This is a genomic window from Azospirillum sp. TSO22-1 (genome assembly GCF_003116015.1).
Taxonomy (GTDB): Bacteria; Pseudomonadota; Alphaproteobacteria; order Azospirillales; family Azospirillaceae; genus Azospirillum.
This window is the reverse complement of sequence record NZ_LGQZ01000027.1, coordinates 100,468-122,796: the sequence shown is the minus strand read 5'-3', so window position 1 is coordinate 122,796 and position 22,329 is coordinate 100,468. Positions and strand designations below refer to the sequence as shown.

Below are 22,329 nucleotides of genomic sequence, written 5' to 3'. Positions count from 1 at the left end.
GGGCGCGGGCGTGCCGACGGCCGCCCCCGCCCGGCCCCGCGTCCCCTGAAAGGGCGCAGCGGCGCGGAACATTCAGGGCGGACAGGAAACAACCCTAGGACACCGCGCGGTCCGGACCGTCGACCAGGGCGGAGGCCTTGGCCTGCGCCAGCGTTTTGGCTGTGCGGATTTCACTTGCGACCACGTCCAGCCGATGCCGGGCTTCCGCCGCACGGCCGCCGCGACAGGCGTCATCCAAGGCTCGGCAGGCCTCGTGCATGGACATGAAACCGAGGGTTGCCGAGGTGCCCGAGAGACGGTGAGCCACAGCCTGGAGTTCATGGAGGTCATCGCGATACCCCTCCAGTTCTTCCACCCAGCCGTCCGCCTGATCGACGAACAGGCCGAGCATCTGCACCAGCACCGAGGGCGCCACGTCCGCGCAAGCCGCGGCTTGCACCGCGTCATTGGTCCGCGGCGCCGTGCGGCTCGCCGCTGCGCCGTCCGGCGACGCCCAGCCGGTCTCCAGAAAACCGTCGATCGTCCTCAGCAACTCCGGCCAGACGATCGGTTTCCTGACGCAGCCATTCATTCCGGCGGCTTGCAACGCCTCGGCCTCGTGCGATCCGTCCGCGGTCATGGCAATGATGGGAATGGCGGAGACCGCGCCCGGCAGGCTGCGGACGATCCTGGTCGTTTCGATGCCGTCGAGCACCGGCATCATCAGATCCATGAGGATGAGGTCGAACGAGCGCTTCTGGACCGCGGCGACGGCCTCCGCACCGTTCCCGACCACCTCGACGCGGTGACCCGCCCTTTCCAGCATGGAGCAGGCCAGGATCCGGTTCAGGTCGACGTCGTCAACCAGCAGGATCGCGCCATGGCGGGCCGCCTCCCGCAGCGGCGCAGCGGATGGCGTTTCACTTTCCGCGGGCTTCTCGCCAACGGCCGAGCGGATCGTGACGTGAAAGGCGCTGCCTTCGCCGACCATGCTTTCGACCCGGATGGTTCCCCCCATCATCTCGACCAGCGCCTTGCAGATCGCCAGCCCCAGGCCGGTGCCGCCGTACCGGCGCGTCGTCGAGGTCTCCGCTTGGCTGAAGCGCTGGAACAGCCGCCCCATGTACTCCGCGGGAATGCCGACGCCGGTGTCCCGGACGACGAACCGGAGGTCGCAGGATCCATCATCCCGCCTGCGGTGCCCGACCGACACGGTCACGGCGCCGTGGGCGGTGAACTTCACGCCATTGCCGAGCAGGTTGATGAGGATCTGCTGCAGCCGCACCGGATCCCCGCGAACGAAGCGCGGCACATCAGGCTCCACCATCATCCCGATCTCAAGCCCCTTGCCCTGCGCCATGGGCCGGACGAGGGCGACGCATTCGCCGACCAGATCCGGCAGGTCGAACGACACCGATTCCAGTTCGAGGCGGCCCGCCTCGATCTTCGAGTAATCGAGAATGTCGTCGATCAGCCGAAGCAGCGAACGGGCGGCGCGCTGCTGGTGCCCGATGTGACTCGTCTGCTCGTCGGTGAGGCCGGACTGCACCAGCGCCTCGGCAAAGCCGAGAATGCCGTTGAGCGGTGTGCGCAGTTCGTGACTCATCATCGCCAGAAACACCGATTTCTCACGGTTCTCCTGGTCGGCGCGGTCCCGCTCCCCCTTGACTTCGGCGATGCGCCGCTCGGCGGCCCGGGTGCCGCGCCGGGTCAGGGAGATGGACAAGCCCCCGGCGGCGATGATCGCCACGGCGGCGCCAAACATGAGCAGCCACATGATTGTGCGGTAATCGGCCTCGACCACGGCGACCGGCGCGGCGATGACCACGTGCCACGGCGCTCCGGCAACCGGCGTGGTGAACGCGTAGACCCGGTCGCCTTCCTTGACGGTTCCCTGAAAGACCCCCGACGAGCCCGAGCCGAAATGGGCCCGGGCGTCCTCGGTGGCCGGCGTCCCGACGAACCGTTCAGGCGCCTTGTTGCGGCCGATGATGATGCCGTTGGCGTCCACCAGGGCGCCGACCCACTGCTCCGGGAGGCCATAGGCCTGCAGCAGATCGGAGAGCGCCCCGGGGTTCAGGGCCGCCACCATCGAATAGCGCACCGCCCCGTCCCGGATGACCGGGAAACGCACCGCAATCGTGCCGGCGACCAAATTGCTGATGGCCGGCGCCCTGGTCGCCCAGGTCCGCCTGAGAGACTCGGGATCCCGCACGGGCGGCAACGGCTCTCCGGCGGCGTAGCCCAGATTCATCAACTGCCGTTCGGCGTCGGTGAGGAGGACGGTGCGCCAATGCGCCCTTTGGTCGAAAACACGCTGCGCTTCCGTCCGGAAGCTCTCGATGTCGCCCCGGTCGAGCGCGGTGGACTGCGCAAGGCCGGCCAAGTGGCCCAATTCGTCCGTCAGCATGCGCACGATGGCGTTGGATACGCCCTGCGCCACCCTTTCAAGAGTTTCGGCGACCGCGTCCTGCTGCTGGCTTCGTATCATACCGAACAAAAGCAGTATGTAAGCCAGCAGAGGGAGCAGGCCAAGGATAATGAACCAATGGAGGCGCCTGACCGTTTGCATACATATCTGCATCGGCTTGGTGTTTGCCAGAACCCTACATTGGCAATCCACCGAAATGCCATAACAAATAAGCATTGAAGCCAGAGCAAACTTTTAAGGACAACAGGACGTGGGAATATCCCAATAACCATCTACCCACAGATGGTCGAACAACCTTCGCGGGCCACCTTGGCTCTACGCATCAACCGTCAACCCGCAAAACGGGTTGGAGCAAGGCAAGAACAGCGCCACCATGAACAGGGCAAGGCGTCGCAAATCGCTTTCAGTTTGAAAATGCGCTGCGCGCCACCCTCTTCCCGGCGGTACGCGATCACAGCGCCCCGATGAACGCCGCCACCCGGTCCAGTTCCTCGGAGGCGCGCGCCGCCATCGGCTCCAGCCCTTCGGTGCGGCCTTCCACCACCGCGGTCTCCAGCGCGTCGCCGGCCGCCGCCAGCGCCGCGGCGCCCACGGTGCGGGACGAGCCGGCCAGCTTGTGCGCAGCCTGCCGCACCTCCTCCCAGGCCTGGGTCTCCAGCGCGTTGAACAGGCGCTCGCGGGTGGCGAGGTTGGACGCCAGGAACTCCTGCAGGAGCTGGCGCAGGAACTCCTCGTCGCCGTCGAACAGCGCGGCCAGCGCGCTGGTGTCCAGCGGCGGTTCGGTGTCGGACGGCGGCGCGCTGCCGCCCGACGGCGGCGCGGCCGAGACGGGAGGCAGGTAGCGCTCGACGATGCGCTTCAGCTCGCCGATCTCCACCGGCTTGGAGACGCTGTCGTCCATGCCGGCGGCGAGGCACTTCTGCGCCTCGCCCTCCATGGCGTTGGCGGTGATGGCGACGATCGGCAGGTGGGCGCCGGAGGCCGCCTCCGCCTCGCGGATCGCGCGGGTCAGGTCGAAGCCGTCCATCTCCGGCATCTGGCAGTCGGTCAGCAGCAGCACGTAGCGCCCGCTGCGCCACTTCGCCAGCGCCTCGCACCCGTCCGCCGCCACCTCGGCAGCGTGGCCGAGCAGGGCAAGCTGGCGCAGCACCACCTGCCGGTTGGTCGGATGGTCCTCGGCCACCAGGATCAGCCGCCCCTCGGCCAGCGCCTCATCCACCGAAGGGGTGCGGCGCGCCGCCGCCGGCACGATGGCGTCGCCGTGCGCCTCGCCGCCGGTCTCCGCCACCTGCCGCCCGGACGCCACCAGGACGCCGCGCACCAGCGCGCTGCGCCGCACCGGGCGTGGAATCATGGTCGGGCCGCCCGGGCCGCCGGGGGTCGGCTGCTGCTGCACCACCACCATGCCGGCGTCCACCAGCCGGCGCTCGCAGCGCAACCCGTCGAGATCGGCTTCCTCCGCCGCCACGACCACGTCGCACACCGCGCCGGCGTCCAGTTCGCGGAGCGCCGGCAGCGCGTCGGGCGCCTCGATGACCCGGGCGCCCTCGGCGCTCAGGTAGCGGGCGATGAAGCGGCGCTCGTCGCCCTCGGGATCGACGACCAGCACGCGCAGACCCGCCAGCGGCGCGCTCTCCGGCGCCGCCGCCTCGGGCACCACGTCGGCGGTGAAGGTGAACCAGAAGGTGGCGCCGACGCCGGGCTCGCTCTCGACGCCGATCTCGCCGCCCATCAGTTCGGCGATGCGGCGGCAGATCGACAGGCCGAGGCCGGTGCCGCCGAAGCGGCGGGTGGTCGACGCCTCGGCCTGGGTGAAGGGGCGGAACAGGCGGGCCTGCACGTCCTTGGCGATGCCGATCCCGGTGTCGATGACGGTGATGCCCACCGTCACCTTGCTGTCGCGCAGCGAGATCAGCTCGGCGCGGATCTTGACCGAGCCGGATGGCGTGAACTTCACCGCGTTGCCGGCGATGTTGAACAGCACCTGCCGCACCCGCACCGGATCGCCAAGCACCGCCGCCGGCAGCTCCGGATCGACGTAGCTGATCAGCGCCAGCCCCTTCTTGCGGGCGCTGGGCGCCAGCGTGTCGGCCACGCCCTCCACCACCTGGCCCAGCGAGACCGGCACCCGCTCCAGGTCCAGCTTGCCGGCCTCGATCTTCGAGAAGTCGAGGATGTCGTTGATGATGGTCAGCAGCGCGCCGGCGCTGTCGCGCACCACCGCCACCAGCTCGCGCTGCTCCGGCGTCAGCGGCGTGTATTCCAGCAGCTCCAGCATGCCCTGCACGCCGTTCATCGGCGTGCGGATCTCGTGGCTCATGGTGGCGAGGAACAGGGACTTCGCCTGGTTGGCCGCCTCCGCTTCGGCGCGCGCCGCCTCGGCAGCACCCGACGCGGCGACCAGCGCGCGGGTGCGCTCGGCCACCTGGCCTTCCAGGGTGCGATTCAGCTCGCTCAGCTCCTCGTAGAGGTGCACGTTGTCGAAGCCGACCGCGACCTTGGAGCAGAACACCTCCAGCAGCCGCCGCTCGTCCTCGTCCAGCGGGTGGCGGTGGCGGACGAAGACCACGGTGTCGTGGTGGCGCGAGGTGGAGCGGAACACCAGCACGCTGCGCTCGCTCTCATAGCGGTGGCGCATGCCGTCCAGCGCGCCGAACACCAGCGGCGCGTCCGCCTCCGGCAGGGCGGCGCCGACGCGCAGCCCCTCCAGCCCGGCCAGCGCCCCGCCGCCGCCGAACACCAGCGGCTCGCCCATCCCGCCCGCCCCGCGCACGCCCAGCAGCGCGCCGGTGCAGGACGGGAAGACGGTCAGGATCTGCTGCACCGAACCGCCGACGTAGTCGGCGATGGTGCGCTTGTCGAGCAGCGCCGAGGAGGCGTTGAGGATGCGCTCCAGCCCCTGGCGGTGGTGCTCGATGGCGGTGATGTCCTGGTAGCCGCGCAGCGCCGCCACCACCGAGGTGAACAGCTTCTGCGCCGTCAGCTCGGTCTTCGACTTGTAGTCGTTGATGTCGTAGTTGAGGATGACGTCGCGTTCCGGCGCCTGGCCGGGCTGGCCGGTGCGCAGGATGATGCGCACACGGCGGTTGCGCAGATCCGAGCGGATGAAGTGCACCAGCCGCAGGCCGGCGTCGTCCGACTCCATCACGACGTCGAGCAGCACCACGGCGATCTGCGGGTGCGCCGCCAGGACGCCGCGCGCCTCCGCCGCGGTGGCGGCCGAGAGGAACTGCGCCGGCCGCCCTTCGAAGGTGAAGCCGCGCAGCACCATCTTGGTGGTGGCGTGGATGGCCGGATCGTCGTCGACGATGAGGATCAGCCACGGTTCGGCCGGTTCCGGCGCGGACTCCTTCGCCGACGCCGCCTCGGCCTCAGAGCCCGGCTCCTCATCGGCAAACAGAAACTCGTCGCTCATCCGGCCCAGCCCTGCTCCACCCGAAAGCGGAGCACGATATCACAGCCCCCGGTCGTATGACCAGTCGGGCTCCCTCGCCTATTCCTCGTCATCCTCGTCCGGCTCGACCTGGCAGAAGCGGCGGAGTTCTTCGAGGTCCCCGACCGAGATCGTGGAGCCGTGCGCCTCCACCCCGACGGCGCGCAGCTTGGCCAGCGCGCGCGAGAAGGTCTCCGGCTGCATCCCCAAGCGCCGCGCGATCAGCGCCTTGTCGAAGGGCAGCGCAAACACCGCCGAGCCCGGCCCCTCCGGGCAGAAGCGCAGCAGGAAGGTGCCGACGCGCTGCGGCGTCGGCTGCACCTGCAGCTGCTCGATGGCCTGCACGAGGTGGCGCAAGCGCAGCGACAGCGAGCCCAGCATGGCGAAGGCGATCTGGTCGTCCTCGCGCAGGCAGCGGGCGAAACCCTCGGCCGTCAGGGTCATCAGCCGCGAATCGGACACCGCCTCGGCGCACACCGGGAACTTGCCGCTGGCGAACATGGCGGCCTCGGCGAAGGTCTCGCCCGGCGCCACGACGTTCACCACCGCCTCCGCGCCGTCGCGGGTGACGCGGTACAGCTTCACCCAGCCCTCCAGCAGCACGAAGAAACGGTCCGCGGTCTCGTCCTGCACGAACAGCGTGGTGCCGCGCGGCACCGAGCGCACCTGGGCGCTGCCCACCAGCATGGCGAGCGCGCGGTCGGGCAGCCGCTGGAAGAGCGGGATGGTGCGGACCGTACCCGCGTCCTGCGGCCGCAATCCCGGAATGTCGGTCTTCATGCTCTGCGCTCTCCCCTTCGGCGCGGCCATTCTATCCGGAGCCGGTTCCGGCGGGTCAAGCGCGTTCGATCGACCACGAACCGTCGCCCGCTCAGGGCGCGGTTTCCATCGCCGGCCGATGCGGGCGGACCAGCATGGCGAGGTTGAGCGTCATGCCCACGACGTCGGACAGCATGCCGGGCAGCGAGCCGACCATCAGGTTGTGGGCGAACCAGCACGGCAGCGCCACCGCCATGATCAGGCGGAACGGCCGCACCGCGGTCTGGTAGCGCGCCAGGCTGACGACGCCGAATCCCATGGCGGCGAACAGCGACGGCAGGCCTTCCCAGGTCAGCACCACCCCCGCGACGATGAACGGCAGCACCGCCAGATAGACCAGCCGGAACCCCGGCCGCGTGCCCAGGGGCACCGCTGCCGCCACCTGGGCGGCGGCCAGCAGGTTCATGGCGCAGCCGGTCTCCGCCCCCAGCAGCCCGTAATGCAGGGCAAAGAACAGGTTGGTGGCGAACTGCGCCAGCAGCATGCCGAGCCGGCTGCGGAACAGCGGCCAGGACATGCCGCAGGCGGTGCCGGCGAGGCCGATGCCCTGGGCGAGCGGGGCGGCGAGGAAGGCGTCGATCATGGTCCAGCGACGAGGGGCGCTTTTGGGAACCGCAGGCCGCGCATCCCAGGCAAGCATTGACACGGATTACACGGATTGACGCACGGATTGCACGGATTTCTTTGGGACTTGAGGCCGTCCGGCCGATCCGGCAACCGGGCGCGCCAGCATAGCGGATTCCGTGAAATCCGTGCCCAAATCCGCGCAATCCGTGTGTCTGTTGCCCGCGGTGCCGCGCCCCCGGCCGTTTAGGCCCCAACCTTTTATGCGCGGGCCACGTCCTTCAGGTGCTTGGCCAGCACACCGACCACCAGGTCCGGCGCGGTCAGCTGCGGCAGGTGGCTGGACACCGCCAGCACCTCGCTCTCGGCGAACGGCCAGAGGGAGCGCAGATGCTCGGCGGCCTCGGGCGGGACCAGGGGGTCGCCCTCGCCGTGCACCAGCACCGCCGGCACCTCGAAGTCGTCGATCCAGCCGCGCAGGTCGGACTGGAAGGCCATCGCCGCCAGCCGGAAGGCGACGTCCGGCCGCACGGCGGCGAGGCAGGAGGCCACCTCCGCCGTCTCCGGGCTGGCCGGCGGCGCGTCCACCGCCAGCGCGGCGAACTCGCGCGACCACGCGGCGTAGTTGATGGTCATGCAGGCGATCATGCGGCGCATGGTCACCGCGTCGATGCCGCTGCGGTAGCGGCCCCGATCGACGCCGCAGGCGCTGGGGGCGAGCAGCACCATGCGCTCGAACCGCCCGGGCTCCAGGATGCCGGCCAGCACCCCGGCCATGGCGCCGGAGCCGTGCCCGACATAGGCGCAGCGTTCGATACCGAAGGCGTCGAGGATGTCCAGCAGGTCCTCGGAGAAGCCGGCCAGCGAGCCGTGCCGGAACCCGTCGTAACCGCTGCCGTCGCCGCCGCTGCCGGCGAAGTCGAAGCCGATGGTCAGGAAGTGGCGTTCGGCCCAGGGGCGGATGCGGCGCCAGGCGCGCTGGTCGGTGCCGAAGCCGTGACCGAGGAGGAGAGCCTTGTGGCCGCAGCCGCCCACCATCACGTTGTGCCGCCGCAGGACGTCCACCATCGCCGCGCTCCCCGCCGGTGCCTGTGGGGAGAGCAACATTCCGCACCCCGCCCCCGTTCCGGCGGCGGCCGTCCGGCGTGCGGGGTACCCCTTCCCTACCCGGTCAGCAGCCGCTCAGCGGGCGGATCCGTTCGATCAGCCCCCGGCCGTCGATGCGGCGCACGGTGACGTCGGCGACGCCGTCGCAGTGCCGGCCGCTCTGGTGGGTGTAGGCGTAGCGCACCCGCACCACCTCGGGATCGAGCCGCCCGACGCCGATCAGCTGCAGCGGCTCGCGCATCGCCGAGTAGAAGCGGGTCATCGCGGCGATCTCGTAGGCGCCCTGGTTGCGCTTCTCGGGCAACAGGAACTCGTTGGCCCGCTGCCCGTCGCCGTGCGCCAGCGCGCCGTAGAAGCCCTCGACCGCCGCCAGCACGGCGTCGTTCGGCGCCATCGGGGGCGGTGCCATCGGAGGAGGAGGCGTAGGCTGGACCGCGGCAGGGGCCGGCGGAGGGGGAGCGGCGGGCGCGGGCGGCAGCGGCGTCACCGCGATGCCTTTCGGCGCCGCGGGCCGCGGTTCGGACGGCACCGCCAGCGGCGGCACCGCTGGCTCGGCGGGCGGAGCGACCGGGCGCGCCGGTTCCGAAGCGGGCGCCTGCGCGCCGGGGGTGGCGCGCGGATAGAGCTGGACCGGCGCCTGCGCGAACGCCGGCATCGCCAGCGCGCCCATCACCAGAAACACCAGGAGCCGTCCCGTCATCACCCTGCCCGTCCGCCGTTGTCCGTGCATGGGACTTTAGTGCCGTTCACGCCGGGGCGGGACTGCGTTTGGCGGGAAGCCGCCCCATGGCGGATGCAGACGTGACCGTCCGGCCCCCCGCCCGGGCGCGACGGACTCAACCCCGCGCGCGATCGTACAGCGCGACGTAGCCGCCGATCATCACCGCCAGCCCGACCAGCGTCTCCAGGCCGCGCAGCGGCGGCAGGTACACGCTGAGGAACGACGCCGCGGCGCCGGCCAGCAGCATCAGCCAGGCGAGCGTGTCGCGTTGCAGCGTGGAGCGGCGGGGCGGCTTCGGACGCCGCAGCTGGTGGATGTTCGACATGGGCCCGGGATCCTGGTGGCGGATCCCATGTATGGGGCCGTCGCGCGGCCCGCGCAAGGGCGCACGAAAGCGGCCGGGAACCGCAAGGCTCCCGGCCGGAGTTGCCTGACGTCAGGAGGGGAACGTCGGTATCAGAAGAAGCCCAGCGCCTTCGGGCTGTAGCTGACCAGCAGGTTCTTGGTCTGCTGGTAGTGGTCGAGCATCATCTTGTGCGTCTCGCGCCCGATGCCCGACTGCTTGTAGCCGCCGAACGCCGCGTGCGCCGGGTAGAGGTGGTAGCAGTTGGTCCACACGCGGCCGGCGTGGATGCCGCGGCCCATGCGGAAGGCACGGTTGCCGTCGCGGCTCCACACGCCGGCGCCCAGGCCGAAGCTGGTGTCGTTGGCGATGGCCAGCGCCTCCTCCTCGGTCTTGAAGGTGGTGACCGAGACCACGGGGCCGAAGATCTCCTCCTGGAAGACGCGCATCTTGTTGTTGCCTTCCAGCACCGTCGGCGTGACGTAGTAGCCGCTCTCCAGCTCGCCGCCGAGGTGCGCCCGCCCGCCGCCGGTGAGCACCTTGGCGCCCTCCTGCCTGCCGACCTCGATGTAGCCAAGGATCTTCTCCAGCTGCTCGCCGGAGGCCTGGGCGCCGATCATGGTGCCGGCGTCCAGCGGATGGCCCTGCTTGACCGCCTGCACGCGGGCGACGGCCTTCTCGATGAAGCGGTCGTAGATCGACTCCTGCACCAGCACGCGGCTCGGGCAGGTGCACACCTCGCCCTGGTTGAGGGCGAACATGGCGAAGCCCTCCAGCGCCTTGTCGAAGAAGTCGTCCTCCTCGGCCAGCACGTCGGCGAAGAAGATGTTCGGCGACTTGCCGCCCAGCTCCAGCGTCACCGGGATCAGGTTCTCCGACGCGTACTGCATGATCAGCCGGCCGGTCGAGGTCTCGCCGGTGAAGGCCACCTTGGAGATGCGCTTGGAGGTGGCGAGCGGCTTGCCCGCCTCGAGGCCGAAGCCGTTGACCACGTTCAGCACGCCCGGCGGCAGCAGATCGGCGATCAGATCCATCAGCACCAGGATGCCCATCGGCGTCTGCTCGGCCGGCTTCAGCACCACGCAGTTGCCGGCGGCCAGCGCCGGGGCGAGCTTCCACGCCGCCATCAGGATCGGGAAGTTCCAGGGGATGATCTGGCCGACGACGCCCAGCGGCTCGTGCAGGTGGTAGGCGAAGGTCGTCTGGTCGATCTCGGCGATCGAGCCTTCTTGGGCGCGGATGCAGGCGGCGAAGTAGCGGAAATGGTCGATGGCCAGCGGGATGTCGGCGGCGCGCGTCTCGCGGATCGGCTTGCCGTTGTCCAGCGTCTCGGCCAGCGCCAGCACCTCCAGGCGCTCTTCCATACGGTCGGCGATCCGGTTGAGGATCAGCGCGCGCTCGGCCGGCGAGGTGCGGCCCCAGGCGTCCTTGGCCTTGTGCGCGGCGTCCAGCGCCAGCTCGACGTCCTCGGCGGACGAGCGGGCCACCTCGCACAGCGGCTTGCCGGTGATCGGCGTCAGGTTGGTGAAGGTCTGCCCGTTCACCGTCGGCACCCACTGGCCGCCGATGAAGTTGTCGTACTTCGGCCGGATGGCGACCGACTTGCTCAGCGTCTCGAGAGCCTGGTGCAGCATGGAGCGTTTCCCCGATTGCGTTATGCGCAGCTGGTCATAACGACCGGGCCCATGGTTCCCCGATCCGGGCCTCCGTCACAATTATACTATCGGAGAAGACGCGGGACGGCCGCGGCGGCCGTCCTCCCTTGGTCCAATGGCGGCGCGGGCGCCGCGCCCCAGCCGGACCCTATGCGAACAGGGCGTCGATGTCGGCCTGGGAGATGTTGCCGGACTGCGCCTCTTCCGAGGGACCGTGCAGTTCCAGCTCGCCGTCCATCTTGGTGACCGACGGGGGCAGCGGCATCGCCTCGAACTCGCGGCGGTTCCACAGGTTCATCATCGACTCGATGCGCTCCTCGATGAAGGAGAGCGCGCGCACCACCTTGGTGATGCGCTGGCCGGTCAGATCCTGGAAGTTGCAGGCCTCGTAGATGCGGACGACGACCTCGTGCATGTCGCCCAGGCGGTCCTTCTGGTAGCCGTCGGAGGTCGAGGCCTTCAGCTCGTTGACGATCTCCTCCAGTTCCTCGGCGCAGCCCATGATGGTGTTGGTCGCCGCCTCGGTGGAGGAGACCACCGCGCTCAACTCCTGCGAGGCCTGGATGAAGCGGTCCTCGCCGGCGAGCGGGTGGCGCAGCGCCGCCATCTCGACCTTCGTGGCCTTGATGCGGCCGGAGATGTCGGCGACCTCGGTCTGGATCTGCTCGATCTGCTGGACGTCCATGGTCAGGAAGCGGTCGAGCTTGGCGCCCACCTCCTGGATGGCCTTCAGCACTTCGGAATTATCGACGGCGACCGGCCCCGCCAGGGCGGCGGCGGGAATCGTCGCGGCGGACGCGGCGGCGGTGGCGGTGTAGGGGTTGCCGTTGCTGCGCTTGGATTTCTGCAGCTCGGCCATGAACGGCTTCTGGGTGTGCTTCATGAGGCCCCCCGCCTCTCCTGCCGACGGCCCGGTCGCTGCGCTCCGGCCGGTGGTGGTGTCGATGCGCCGGCACAGCGACGGCGCGAAAATCTATTAAATGCAACGCAATTCTGCGCAACACCTTTTTGCGGTTTCTGACGATCCGTCATCCGAACAGCGCGTCGATGGCCGATTGGTCCAGCGCCGGCGCGGCCGCCGGGGCGGGATCGGGCGCCGGAGCCGGCTTGGCCGCCGGGACGGGCTTGGCCGCGGCCGCCGGCTTGGCGGCGGGCAGCGGCTTGGCCGCCGGCTTCGGGGCCGGCTTGGGCTTCGGCGCGGCCGGAGCCGGCGAATCGAACATGCTGTCGATGTCGGACTGGCTCGCCTGGACCGGGGCGGCGGGCGGCGGGCTGTCGAACATGCTGTCGATGTCCGCCTGGCTCGCCTTGGCCGGCGCCGGCGCCGGCGCCGGGGAATCGAACATGCTGTCGATGTCGGACTGGCTCGCCTGCACGGGCGCCGCGGGCGCGGGAGGCGGCGGAGCCGGGCTGTCGAACATGCTGTCGATGTCGGATTGACTGGCCCGCGCGTCGGAGACCGGGACGGGGTCGGGCGGCGGGGCCGCCGGCGCGGGAGCCGGGGCGGCGGCGGGGCCGTCGAACATGCTGTCGACGTCGGCCTGGCTGACGCCGAGCCCCTCCATCTGCGGGCCGTTCAGCAGGTGCGAGTCCGGCCGCTTGTCGGTGGATTCGTGCTGGACGTGGATGGCCGCCAGGGCCTCTTCGCCGAAGATGTTGATCATGGCGTTGACGCGCTGCTCGATGTAGCGGAGCGCGTTGACGACCTTGCTGGTGCGCTGGCCGGTCAGGTCCTGGAACGAGCAGGCGGTGAAGATGTTGGTCACCTCCGCCTCGATCTCGTTGCACAGCCCGGCGTTGGCGCCGTCGGCGCGGAGCTTGTTGGACAGCTCCATGAGCTTCTCGGCCGCGTTCAGGATCTCGAACGAGGCGCGCTCGGTGGAGATGACGATGGCGTCCAGCTCGTTGGTGGCGGTGAGGATCTTGTCGCTCGCCCCGTCGGGCGGGCGGAGCGCCGCCACCTCGCGCCGCGCCGTCTCGATGGAGGCCGCCATCTCGATCAGCTCGCGGCGCAGGACGTCCACGTGCTTGGCGGATTCGGCGACCGCGCTCTGCTGGTTCCAGGAGTTGCGGAACTCCGCCAGCATGCCGCGGATCTCCTCCGCCGCGGCGCCCATGGCGCGGCGATGGTAGCGGCGCAGGAACGCGCGCCCCTTCGCCGTCCGGGCGACCGCCTCTTCGATCTGGTCGAACTCTTCGTCGCTGAGCTGCGGCAGGCTGTCCACCCGGTGCTCCTTGCCCGAAGGGGGCGGTTAGCCGCCGATGACCGACTGGATCTTCTGCTTCAGCGTGTCGGCGTTGAAGGGCTTGACGATGTAGTTGTTCACGCCGGCCTGCTTGGCGGCGATCACGTTCTCGGTCTTGCTCTCGGCGGTGACCATGATGAACGGGGTGCCGGCCAGCTTGGAATCGGCGCGGATCTCCTTGAGGAGCTGGAGGCCGGTCATCGGCTCCATGTTCCAGTCGGAGATGATCAGGCCGAACTTGCTCTCGCGCAGCTTGGCCAGCGCCGAGACGCCGTCGCCCGCTTCGTCGATGTCGGTGTAGCCGATCTGGGTCAGCAGGTTGCGAACGATGCGCCGCATGGTGGCGTAATCATCGACGACGAGGATCTTCATCTAGGCGTCTCCGCGATTTCCGTTAGCTCGACCCGCCCCCGCGTCCCGCGCGCGTGCCGGCCGGTCTGTATTGCCTCAAATCTCGGGAATTGTCATCCCTTTGGCGACACTGTGCAGCAGGCGGGTAAACAACGGGTTAGCTCGATGGAGAGTTTTGCCCGATCACCGAGAAATCACACGCCCGCCTTACCGCGCCAGCGGTTCCGTCGCCGCGGCCAGCCACGCCGCGGCAGGACCGTCCAGCAGGGGCGACAACGCGCCGCGGACGCGCGCGTGGTAGGCGTCCACCCAGTCCAGCTCGGCCGCGCTCATCAGCCCCGGCGCGATCAGCGCGCGGTCGATGGGCGCCAGCGTCAGCACCTCGAACCCCAGCATCGGCCGCTCCGCCTCCGGCATCTCGGCCGGCTGCACGACGATCAGGTTCTCGATGCGGATGCCGTAACCGCCGGTCTTGTAGTAGCCCGGCTCGTTGGACAGGATCATGCCCGGCAGCAGGGCCACCGTGTTCGGCACCTTGGAGATGCGCTGCGGCCCCTCGTGCACCGACAAATAGCTGCCCACCCCGTGCCCGGTGCCGTGGTCGTAGTCCAGCCCGGCCTGCCACAGCGGCAGCCGCGCCAAGGCGTCCAGCTGCGAGCCGGTGGTGCCGCGCGGGAAGCGCGCGGTGGAGAGCGCGATGTGGCCCTTCAGCACCAGGGTGAAGCGCTCGCGCATCTCGTCGGTCGGCGTGCCGATGGCGACGGTGCGGGTGACGTCGGTGGTGCCGTCCAGGTACTGCGCACCGCTGTCTATAAGATAGAGTGAGCCCGGCTCCAGCCGCCGGCTGGTCTCCGGCGAGACGCGGTAGTGCACGATGGCGCCGTTCGGCCCGGCGCCGGAGATCGTCTCGAAGCTGAGGTCGCGGAACCGCTCGCCCTCCTGGCGGAAAGCCAGCAGCCGCTCGGCCGCTTCCAGCTCGCTGACCGCGCCCGTGGGCGCGGCGCCGGACAGCCACGCCAGAAAGCGCACCATGGCCACGCCGTCGCGGCGGTGGGCGCGCCGGGTGCCGTCCAACTCGACCGCGTTCTTGCACGCCTTGGGCAGCGCGCAGGGGTCGGCGTCGCGGGCAATGCGGCCGCCGGCCGCCGTCAGCCGGTCGGTGATCCACGCCGCCGTGGTCGCCGGGTCGGCCAGCACCTTGCGCCCGCCGCGGCCCAGCTCGTCGAGCGCCGCGCCGAACTCCTCCGGCGCGCGCACCGCGACCTGGTCGCCGAGGTGCGCCTCGACGCCGGGGGCCAGCTTGCGGCGGTCGATGAAGAGGTCGACCGCGCCGTCGTCCCGGATGGTGGCGAAGGACAGCGGCAGCGGCGTGCAGGCGACGTCGCCGCCGCGCAGGTTGAGCAGCCACGCGATGGAATCCGGCTGCGTCAGCACCGCGGCGCCGACGCCGTCGCGCTCCAGCTTGGCCGCCACCTGGGCGCGCTTGTCCGCCGCGCCGGCACCGGCGAAGGCGAGGTCGTGCACGACCACCGGGGCGAGCGGCGCCGGCGGCTGGCCCCGCCACACCGCGTCCACCGGATTCGCGGACGCCGCCACCAGCTCGATCCCGGCGCGCTCCAGGCCGGCACGAGTCTTCTCCACCCAGCCGACGGTGTGCAGCCAGGGATCGTAGCCGAACGTGGCGCCGGCCGGCAGCGCCTCCGCCACCCAGTCGGCCAGCGGGTCGTCCACCAGATGCCTGTAGGCGTACAGCGTCTCCGGCACCTCGTGGCGGACCTGCAGGGTGTAGCGGCCGTCCACGAACATGGCGGCATGGTCCTTCGTCACCACCGCCAGCCCGGCCGAGCCGGTGAAGCCGGTCAGCCACGCCAGCCGCTGCGCGCGCGGCGGCACGTACTCGCCCTGGTGCTCGTCGGCGCGCGGCACGACGAAGCCGTCCAGCCCCAGCCGCGCCATCGCCCCGCGCACCGCGGCGAGGCGCCCGGCGTGGTCCGGCCCGGCGGCCGGCCGGCGGTCGGCGAGGTCCGCCTTGAGCGCCCGCAGCTGTTCCGTCAGCTCGGCCGGCAGGCGCTCGCCCACCAGCACCAGCCACGCGTCGGAATCGACCGCCGGCGGGGCCGCCAGCACGCCCGCCACCAGGGCGCGCACCTCGTCGGCCGTGCGCTTCACGCCGGCCCGCGCCAGCAGGTCCGCCAGATGCCCGTCGCCACGATAGCCGTGCGAAGTGTCCGTCACCGTTCTGTCCCCAGCCCTTTGTTCGCTGCCGGGAAGGCTAGAGCCGGCACGGTTCCGGGACAAGCCCTATCCCCGCCCCACCACCTTTGGCGAGGGGGTCAGTAATGGTAACGGCAGGCCACGATCTCCAGAGCCTGGGCGTCGCCGGTGCCGGTGACACGATAAACGAGGCGATGCTCCAGCGTGATGCGCCGGGACCACCATCCCTTCAGGCTCTCCCGCAGCGGCTCGGGCTTGCCGATGCCCTTGAACGGATCGCGGGCGGCGGCGCGGATCAGTTCGTTGACGCGCCGCAACGTCTCGCGGTCGTGCTCCTGCCAGTACAGATAGTCGCCCCATCCGTCGGGCGTGAACGTGATCTTCACGGCGCGTCGGCGTCCGGATCGATCAGGCCGTGCTCCACGACGCGGCCGGCGTCCGCGTCGGCGATCGAACGCAGCAGGCGGGCGGCGTTGGCCGGACTCCGGAGCAGATGGAAGGTCTCCATGATGCTCTCGTATTCCGCCTCCGACATCACGACGACGGAGCGCCCCTTCTGCCGCGTCACGGTGAGCGGAGCGCGCGTGTCGCACACCTCGTCCATGTAAGAGGCGAGGCCCTGCCGGAACTCGGTGTAGTTGACATGACCCATGGCACGCTCCTCCGCACTCGACGTACAGATTTACGTACGGGGCACGCCGTTGTCAATCCGAGGGCCGTGTCAGCGCCGCATCACCAGCGTCGTCCACTCGCCCATCGGGATGCGGGCGACGAGACGCAGGCCCTGGGTGCGGTGGGCCTGGATGACGTGGAGTTCCTGCCGGGCCAGCAGGCCGGCGAGCACGGCGTAACCGCCCGGCGCCAGCTCGTGCTTCAGCCGCGGCGCCATGCGGGCCAGCGGGCGGGCCAGGATGTTGGCGGTGATCAGGCGGTACGGCCCGTGACGCCCGACGACCGGCGTGTCGTAGCCGTCGCCGCCCTCGGCGCGGATCAGGCCGTGCATCCGGTTGATGCGGGCGTTCTCGCGGGTGACGCGCACCGCCTCCGGGTCGATGTCCACGGCGACCACCGGCACGCGCCACGTCTTCGCCACCGCCAGCGCCAGGATGCCGGAGCCGCAGCCCATGTCGAGCGCCGCGCCAAATCCGCGCCCGAGGTCCAGCCGCCGCGCCAGCCGGTCGAGCGCCAGCAGGCAGCCCTTGGTCGAGCCGTGCTCGCCGGTGCCGAAGGCGGTGGCGGCGTCCACCTGCAGGCCGATGGCGCCCGGCGGCACCCCGCCCTCGTGATGCGAGCCGTGCACGAAGTAGCGCCCGGCGCGGATCGGCGGGAAACCCCGGTAGCTGTGCGAGACCCAGTCGATGGCCGGCACCTCCCCGATCTCCAGCTTCGGCTCAGGCAGGCCCAGCGCCTCGGCCAGCACGGCGACGCGGGCGATCAGGCGGGGGCGGTCGGGCTCGCCGTACACCGTCGCCTCGACCAGCCAGGTGACGTTCTCCTCCAGCTCGAAGGTGGACACCGCGTCGGCGTGGTCGCCCACCGCCTCGGCGAAGGCCGGGGCGTGGATCTCGGGAACGGCGAGCGCGATGCGCCAGAGCGTGGGGGCGGGCATGGACTTTCCGGTCGGATGCGGGGACGATGGCGGCTTTTACCACCAAGACACCGCCCGGCGAAGAAAATCACGCCGCCCGCCGGTCCCCGCGCGCTCACCCCGCCATGACGGCGACCCACGCGCTCTTCTGGTCGTTGCTCATCACCTGCAGCCCGGAGGAGGAGAACGCCGCCGCCTGCGTCCGGGACATCGCCCGGATGTTGGCCGGCGTCAGCGCCGTGACCTGGGCGTTGGTCAGGCTGCCGATCTGCGTCGGCGACAGCACAGAGATCTGCAGGCTGCCCATCGCGGCGACGGCCTCGATGCTCAGCGCCGCGATCTGGGTGGTGCCCAGTGTGGCGAGCTGTGCGTACGGCAGCGCGCCCACCTGCGCGGCGGACAACGCCGACACCTGGCTTGCGCCCAGCGCGGCGAGCTGCGCCTGCGACAGAGCGGCGACGGCGGCCGTACTCAGCCCACGCATCGCGGCCGTGCTCAGGACCGCGATCTGGGCGGTGCTCAACGTGCCGACCTGCGTAGCGTCGAGCCCGGCCGCCTGCGTCGCCGTCAGCCCGGCGAGCTGCCCGACGGACAACGACGCCGGGCCGAGAATCGAGAGCTGCGCCGTGGTCAGCCCGCCGACCTGCGTCGCGCTGAGGGTGCCGACCTGCGTCGCGCTCAGCGCCGTCACCGCTGCGGTGGACAGCCCGGACAGTGCCCCGGCGCTCAGCACCGCGATCTGGCCGGTGGTCAGCGCGCCGATCTGTCCGGTGCTCAGCGCCCCGGTCTGCGCCGAGGTCAGGCCGCCCAGCTGCGTCGTGCTCAGCCGGCCGGGGCCGATCACCGCGACCTGCGCCGCCGTCATGCCGCCCATCTGCGCCGCCGTCAGCGCGCCGGTCTGCGCCGTGCCCAGCGCTGCCACCGCGGCGGTGCTCAGCCCGGACAGCGCCGTCGACGCGAGCGCGCCGATCTGCGTCGCCGTCAGCTCGCCCATGTCGGCGGTGGTCAGCCCGGTCAGCTGCGCCGAGGTCAGGCCGCCCATCTGCGCGGTGGACAACGCCGCCACCTGCGCCGACGACAGCGCCGACAGGCCGGCCGCGTTCAGCGCGCCGAGCTGCCCGGCGCTCAACGCGGCGATCTGACCGGTGGACAGCTCGCCGACGTCGGCGGTGGTCAGCGCCGACAGCTGCGTCGTGCTGACGCCCCGGATCTGCGTCGCCGACAGCGCCGCCATCTGGCCGGCCGACAGCCGCGACAGGTTGTTCGCCCCCAACCCCGCCACCTGCGCCGCGCTCAACGCGCCGATCTGCGACGTGGTCAGCGCGCCGATCTGCGACGTGGACAGCGCCGACAGCTGCGTCGCCGTCAGCCCCTTCACCTGCGCCGTCGACAGCGCCGCCACCTCGCCGGCGTCGAACAGCGCGAGGTGCGCCGTGGTCAGGCCGCCGACCTGCGTGGCGCTGAGCGCGCCAACCTGTGTCGCGGTCAGGGCGCCGACCTGGCTGCTGCTCAAGGTCGCGATCTGGGTGGCGGTCAGCCCGGCCAGCTGCGCCGTGCTCAGCCGGCTGATCGCGGGGGCGTCCAGCACCACCAGCTGGCCGGTGGACAGCCCGCCGATCTGCGTGGCGGTCAGCACCGCCGCCTGGGCGTCGGACAGCGCGGCGAGGCTCCCGGTGGACAGCGCACCGACCTGCGTCGGGGTCAGCGCGGCGACCTGGGCGGTGGACAGCTCCGCCATGTCGGCGGTGGTCAGCGCCGCCATCTGTCCCGTGCCCAGCCCCTTGAGCTGCGTCGCCGACAGCGCCGCCATCTGGCCGGCGCTCAGGCCCGACAGGGCGGCGCCGCTCAGCCCCGCGAGCTGCGCCGAGGTCAGCGCGGCGAGCTGGCCGGTGCTGAGGCCCGCCGCCTGGGCGGTGCTCAAGGCCGCGAGCTGGGTCGTGGTCAGGCCCTTCACCTGGGTTGTCGACAGCACGGCGACACCGTCGTCGAGCGCGGCGACCTGCGCCGTGGTCAACCGGCCGAGCTGCGTGGCGCTCAGCGCGGCGACCTGCATCGACGACAGGGCGGCGACCTGGCCGGTGCTCAGCGCCGCCACCTGCGCCGTGGTCAGCCCGGCCAGCTGCGCGGTGCTCATCCGCACGATGCCGGTGGTGTCCAGCGCCGCCAGCTGCGTGGTGGACAGCCCGCCGATCTGCGTGGCGCTCAGCGCCGCCGCCTGGGCGTTGCTCAGCGCCGTCAAGTCCTCGGTGGACAGCGCGCGCAGCTGCGTCGGCGTCAGCGCCGCGATCTGGCCCGTGGACAGCTCGCCGACGTCCGCGGTGGTCAGCGCCGACAGCTGCGTCGCGCTCAGCCCCTTGATCTGCGTCGCGGAGAGCGCCGCCATCTGGCCGGCGCCCAGGGCCGAAAAATTGTCCGCCCCCAGCCCCGCCACCTGCGCCGTGCTCAGCGCGCCGATCTGCGTGCCGGTCAGCGCGGCGAGCTGGCCGGTGGACAGCGCCGACAGCTGCGTCGCCGTCAGCCCCTTCACCTGCGCTGTCGACAGCGCCGCCACATCGCCCGCGTCGAAGAGGGCGAGCTGCGCCGTGCTCAACCGGCCGAGCTGCGTGGCGCTCAATGCCGCAATCTGCACCGACGACAGCGCCGCAATCTGGCTGGTGCTCAGCGCCGCCACCTGCGCGGTGGTCAGCCCGGCCAGCTGCGCGGTGCTCATCCGCGCGACGCCGGTGGCGTCCAGCGCCATCAGCTGCGTGACGGACAGGCCGCCGACCTGCGTGGCGCTCAGCGCCGCCGCCTGGGCGCCGGACAGCACGGACAGGTTCCCGGTGGACAGCGCGCGCAGCTGCGTCGGCGTCAGCGCCGCGATCTGGGTGGGGGACAGCTCGCCGATGTCGGCGGTGGTCAGCGCGGCGAGCTGCGCCGTGCTCAGCCCTTTGATCTGCGTTGCGGAGAGCGCCGCCATCTGGCTGGCGCTCAGGCCCGAGAGGTTGGTGGTGCTCAGCCCGGCCAGCTGCGCGGCGGTCAGCGCGGCGAGCTGGCCGGTGCCGAGGCCGGCGGCCTGGGCGGTGCTCAGCGTCGCGAGCTGCGCCGTGGTCAGGCTGCCGATCTGGGAGGCCGACAGGGCGGCGACGCCGTCGCCGAGCGCGGCGAGCTGCCCGCTGGTCAGGCCCTTGACCTGGGCGGCGGTCAGGCCGCGGATCTGCTCGCCGGACAGCGCCGCCAGCCCGTCGGTGCCCAGCGCCGCCAGCTGTCCGGTGCTCAGCGCACCGATCTGCGTGGCGGACAGGGCGGCCATCTGGGCGGAGCCGAGTTCGGCGAGTTGCGCCGTCGTCAGGCCCTTCACCTGCGCCGCCGTCAGCCCGCCGAACGCGCCGGGGGCGAGCGCCGTCAGCTGCGCGGTGCTCAGCGCGCCGAGCTGCGCCGCCGTCAGCCCCTTCGCCTGCGCCGCCGACAGCGCGGCGATGTCGTCCGCGCCCAGCTGGGCAAGCTGCGCGGTGCCGAGCGCGCCGATCTGGGTGGCCGACAGCTCGCCGACGTCGGCGGCGCTGAGGCCGGCGATCTGGGAGGTGGACAACCCCTTCACCTGCGCGGCGCTGAGGCCGGCGACCTGCGCGGCGCTCAACGCCGACAGCGCGGCGGTGCTCAACGCCGCCACCTGCGCCGTGCCCAGCCCGGCGAGCTGCGCCGAGCTCAGGCCGGCGACCTGCGCGGTGCTCAGCCCGGCAAGCTGCCCGGTGGTCAGCGCCCGCGCCTGGACGACGCTCAGCGCGCCGAGGTCGCCCGCGCTCAACGCCGCCACCTGCGCCGTGGTCAGCGCCCCGACCTGGGCGGCGGTCAGGCCGCGCAGCTGCGCCGTCGACAGCGCGCCGACGCCGGCCGGATCGAGCGCCCGCAGCTGCGCGGTGGTCAGCGCGGCGAGCTGGGTCGACGTCAGCGCCGCGATCTGCGCGGTGTCCAGTTCGGCGATCGGCGTCGTGCCCAGCCCGGCGAGCTGCGCCGCCGGCAGCGCGGCGACCTGCCCCGCCGACAGCGAGTCGATGCGGCCGGACGCGAGCGCGCGGATCTGCGTGGCGCCCAGCGCACCGATCTGGGCCGTCGACAGTTCGCCGAGGTCCGCCGTCGTCAGGCCGGCGAGCTGGCCGGTGGTCAGTCCCTTGATCTGCACCGCCGAGACGGCCGCGACCTGTTCCGGCGACAGCGCCGACAGGCTCGCCGGGGCCAGCGCGCCGAGCTGCTGCGCGGTCAGCGCCCGGATCTGGGGGAGGTTCAGCGCCCTCGTCTGGGCGGTGGTCAGCGCCGCGACCTGGGTGGTGGTCAGCCCCTTCACCTGCGCCGACGTCAGCGCCGCGACCTGGCCGGTGGACAGCCCCGACAGGGCGGTGCCGGACAGCCCGGCCATCTGCGCGATGCTCAGCGCCGTGAGGCTGGCGTCCGTGAGCGCGGCGGCCTGCGTCGCGCTCAGCGCGCCGAGCTGCCCCGCGGTCAGCGCCCGCGCCTGCGGCGTGATCATGGCGGCAATGCCGGTGGCGCTCAGCGCCGCGACCTGCGCGGTCGACAGGGCGGTGATCTGGGTGGGCTTCAGGTCGCGGACCTGGGCGGTGCTCAGCGCCGCGATGGTGGCGGTTGAGAGCGCGCGGATCTGTGCCGTGTTCATGCCGGCGATGCCGCCGACGAGGTTCTGGAACGCACCGGAGGTGTCGGTGGCGGACGTGCTGGAGGAGGTCGTGAAGCCGTCCGTCGAACCGGCCCCCACGGCGGTCGTGGAAGTGATCGTCATCCCGCAGGCCCTCCTCCGTCTATCGGCAGGCGAACGATGCGGCGGTATAGTTTAGGTTGTGTTAATTTGTGCGTTCGGGGCTGTTTCCGCAGCCATCCATCAGC

Annotated in this window: 16 protein-coding genes; all 16 read right to left on the bottom strand. The window is 71.4% G+C overall.

Features of this window, described 5'->3' with window-relative positions:
- Positions 1 to 94: 94 nt before the first annotated feature.
- Positions 95 to 2,551: a hybrid sensor histidine kinase/response regulator gene (locus TSO221_RS08010; RefSeq protein WP_146208741.1), complete on the bottom strand. Its 2,457-nt coding sequence runs from the start codon at positions 2,549 to 2,551 to the stop codon at positions 95 to 97.
- Between the two features lie 310 nt (positions 2,552 to 2,861).
- Positions 2,862 to 5,825: a DUF3369 domain-containing protein gene (locus tag TSO221_RS08005; protein WP_109117959.1), complete on the bottom strand. Its 2,964-nt coding sequence runs from the start codon at positions 5,823 to 5,825 to the stop codon at positions 2,862 to 2,864.
- Positions 5,826 to 5,903: 78 nt separating this feature from the next.
- The gene (locus TSO221_RS08000; protein ID WP_109117958.1) at positions 5,904 to 6,623 is read right to left on the bottom strand and encodes a Crp/Fnr family transcriptional regulator; all 720 of its coding nucleotides are present in this window, start codon (positions 6,621 to 6,623) and stop codon (positions 5,904 to 5,906) included.
- 91 nt (positions 6,624 to 6,714) lie between these two features.
- The gene (locus TSO221_RS07995) at positions 6,715 to 7,245 is read right to left on the bottom strand and encodes a YgjV family protein (protein WP_158284024.1); all 531 of its coding nucleotides are present in this window, start codon (positions 7,243 to 7,245) and stop codon (positions 6,715 to 6,717) included.
- 242 nt (positions 7,246 to 7,487) lie between these two features.
- Complete coding sequence (locus tag TSO221_RS07990) at positions 7,488 to 8,294, bottom strand: alpha/beta hydrolase (protein WP_158284023.1); 807 nt, start codon at positions 8,292 to 8,294, stop codon at positions 7,488 to 7,490.
- 103 nt (positions 8,295 to 8,397) lie between these two features.
- Positions 8,398 to 9,033 (bottom strand): hypothetical protein, encoded by a 636-nt coding sequence (locus TSO221_RS07985; RefSeq protein ID WP_109117955.1) that lies wholly within the window; start codon positions 9,031 to 9,033, stop codon positions 8,398 to 8,400.
- 136 nt (positions 9,034 to 9,169) lie between these two features.
- Positions 9,170 to 9,379 carry a hypothetical protein gene (locus TSO221_RS07980; protein WP_109117954.1) on the bottom strand — a complete coding sequence of 70 codons (210 nt, stop codon included), beginning with the start codon at positions 9,377 to 9,379 and terminating at the stop codon, positions 9,170 to 9,172.
- 131 nt (positions 9,380 to 9,510) lie between these two features.
- A complete protein-coding gene (adh, locus tag TSO221_RS07975) occupies positions 9,511 to 11,031 on the bottom strand; it encodes an aldehyde dehydrogenase (protein ID WP_109117953.1) in 1,521 nt (506 codons plus the stop codon).
- 169 nt (positions 11,032 to 11,200) lie between these two features.
- Complete coding sequence (locus TSO221_RS07970; RefSeq protein WP_109117952.1) at positions 11,201 to 11,935, bottom strand: protein phosphatase CheZ; 735 nt, start codon at positions 11,933 to 11,935, stop codon at positions 11,201 to 11,203.
- A gap of 145 nt (positions 11,936 to 12,080) precedes the next feature.
- Positions 12,081 to 13,277 (bottom strand): protein phosphatase CheZ, encoded by a 1,197-nt coding sequence (locus tag TSO221_RS36800; protein WP_109117951.1) that lies wholly within the window; start codon positions 13,275 to 13,277, stop codon positions 12,081 to 12,083.
- 27 nt (positions 13,278 to 13,304) lie between these two features.
- On the bottom strand, positions 13,305 to 13,670 hold the full coding sequence (locus TSO221_RS07960) for a chemotaxis response regulator CheY (protein ID WP_109117950.1): 366 nt from the start codon (positions 13,668 to 13,670) through the stop codon (positions 13,305 to 13,307).
- A 186-nt stretch (positions 13,671 to 13,856) separates the two neighbouring features.
- On the bottom strand, positions 13,857 to 15,884 hold the full coding sequence (locus TSO221_RS07955; protein ID WP_109117949.1) for an aminopeptidase P family protein: 2,028 nt from the start codon (positions 15,882 to 15,884) through the stop codon (positions 13,857 to 13,859).
- 98 nt (positions 15,885 to 15,982) lie between these two features.
- Positions 15,983 to 16,249 carry a Txe/YoeB family addiction module toxin gene (locus TSO221_RS07950; protein ID WP_109117948.1) on the bottom strand — a complete coding sequence of 89 codons (267 nt, stop codon included), beginning with the start codon at positions 16,247 to 16,249 and terminating at the stop codon, positions 15,983 to 15,985.
- The gene (locus TSO221_RS07945; RefSeq protein WP_109117947.1) at positions 16,246 to 16,515 is read right to left on the bottom strand and encodes a type II toxin-antitoxin system prevent-host-death family antitoxin; all 270 of its coding nucleotides are present in this window, start codon (positions 16,513 to 16,515) and stop codon (positions 16,246 to 16,248) included. Before TSO221_RS07945 ends, TSO221_RS07950 begins: the two co-directional genes overlap by 4 nt.
- Positions 16,516 to 16,584: 69 nt before the next feature.
- Entirely contained in the window at positions 16,585 to 17,472 is an 888-nt protein-coding gene (locus TSO221_RS07940) for a 50S ribosomal protein L11 methyltransferase (RefSeq protein WP_109117946.1), read from the bottom strand.
- 94 nt (positions 17,473 to 17,566) lie between these two features.
- Positions 17,567 to 22,225 carry a heme utilization protein gene (locus tag TSO221_RS07935; RefSeq protein WP_109117945.1) on the bottom strand — a complete coding sequence of 1,553 codons (4,659 nt, stop codon included), beginning with the start codon at positions 22,223 to 22,225 and terminating at the stop codon, positions 17,567 to 17,569.
- Positions 22,226 to 22,329 lie beyond the last annotated feature (104 nt).

Excerpts from the sequence above, each read along its gene's own strand:
- TSO221_RS08010 (WP_146208741.1), bottom strand. The coding sequence starts at position 2,551 with ATGCAAACGGTCAGGCGCCTCCATTGGTTCATTATCCTTGGCCTGCTC.
- TSO221_RS08005 (WP_109117959.1), bottom strand. The coding sequence starts at position 5,825 with ATGAGCGACGAGTTTCTGTTTGCCGATGAGGAGCCGGGCTCTGAGGCC.
- TSO221_RS08000 (WP_109117958.1), bottom strand. The coding sequence starts at position 6,623 with ATGAAGACCGACATTCCGGGATTGCGGCCGCAGGACGCGGGTACGGTC.
- TSO221_RS07995 (WP_158284024.1), bottom strand. The coding sequence starts at position 7,245 with ATGATCGACGCCTTCCTCGCCGCCCCGCTCGCCCAGGGCATCGGCCTC.
- TSO221_RS07990 (WP_158284023.1), bottom strand. The coding sequence starts at position 8,294 with ATGGTGGACGTCCTGCGGCGGCACAACGTGATGGTGGGCGGCTGCGGC.
- TSO221_RS07985 (WP_109117955.1), bottom strand. The coding sequence starts at position 9,033 with ATGACGGGACGGCTCCTGGTGTTTCTGGTGATGGGCGCGCTGGCGATG.
- TSO221_RS07980 (WP_109117954.1), bottom strand. The coding sequence starts at position 9,379 with ATGTCGAACATCCACCAGCTGCGGCGTCCGAAGCCGCCCCGCCGCTCC.
- adh (WP_109117953.1), bottom strand. The coding sequence starts at position 11,031 with ATGCTGCACCAGGCTCTCGAGACGCTGAGCAAGTCGGTCGCCATCCGG.
- TSO221_RS07970 (WP_109117952.1), bottom strand. The coding sequence starts at position 11,935 with ATGAAGCACACCCAGAAGCCGTTCATGGCCGAGCTGCAGAAATCCAAG.
- TSO221_RS07960 (WP_109117950.1), bottom strand. The coding sequence starts at position 13,670 with ATGAAGATCCTCGTCGTCGATGATTACGCCACCATGCGGCGCATCGTT.
- TSO221_RS07945 (WP_109117947.1), bottom strand. The coding sequence starts at position 16,515 with ATGGGTCATGTCAACTACACCGAGTTCCGGCAGGGCCTCGCCTCTTAC.
- TSO221_RS07940 (WP_109117946.1), bottom strand. The coding sequence starts at position 17,472 with ATGCCCGCCCCCACGCTCTGGCGCATCGCGCTCGCCGTTCCCGAGATC.
- TSO221_RS07935 (WP_109117945.1), bottom strand. The coding sequence starts at position 22,225 with ATGACGATCACTTCCACGACCGCCGTGGGGGCCGGTTCGACGGACGGC.